Below are 500 nucleotides of genomic sequence, written 5' to 3' on the forward strand. Positions count from 1 at the left end.
CTAGCCGATGAAGCAGTTTGTATTGGGCCGCCGCCGCCGGCGAAATCGTACCTCAATGCGCCGGCGCTGATTAGCGCGGCGTTGATTTCGGGGTGTGACGCCGTTCACCCCGGCTACGGCTTTCTCTCGGAAAATCCGTATTTTGCCGAGATGTGTGCTGACTGCAATCTGATCTTCATCGGACCCCCACCCGAACCGATCCGGTTGATGGGCGATAAAGCGATTGGCCGTGAGACGATGCGCAAAGCCGGCGTGCCAACCGTGCCCGGTTCTGATGGCGAGGTGCGCTCGCTCGAAGAGGCGATTGATGTTGCCCGTAACATCGGCTATCCGGTGCTGCTCAAGCCGTCGGGTGGCGGCGGCGGCCGTGGCATGCGGGTAGCGTATGACGAGGCCGATTTGCAACGCGCGTATCCAACGGCCCGCGCCGAAGCCGAAGCCGCGTTTGGCAACGGCGCGTTGTTGCTGGAAAAGTATCTCACCCGCGTCCGTCACGTCGA

General features: G+C 62.0%; 1 protein-coding gene. It reads left to right on the forward strand.

All coding sequences use genetic code 11. The features are described 5' to 3' along the window. Nucleotides 1-500: acetyl-CoA carboxylase biotin carboxylase subunit (locus NZ773_16435; protein ID MCS6803511.1), on the forward strand; the 500-nt coding region annotated here is incomplete at both ends.

This window comes from Dehalococcoidia bacterium (assembly GCA_025054935.1).
Taxonomy (GTDB): Bacteria; Chloroflexota; Dehalococcoidia; order SpSt-223; family SpSt-223; genus JANWZD01.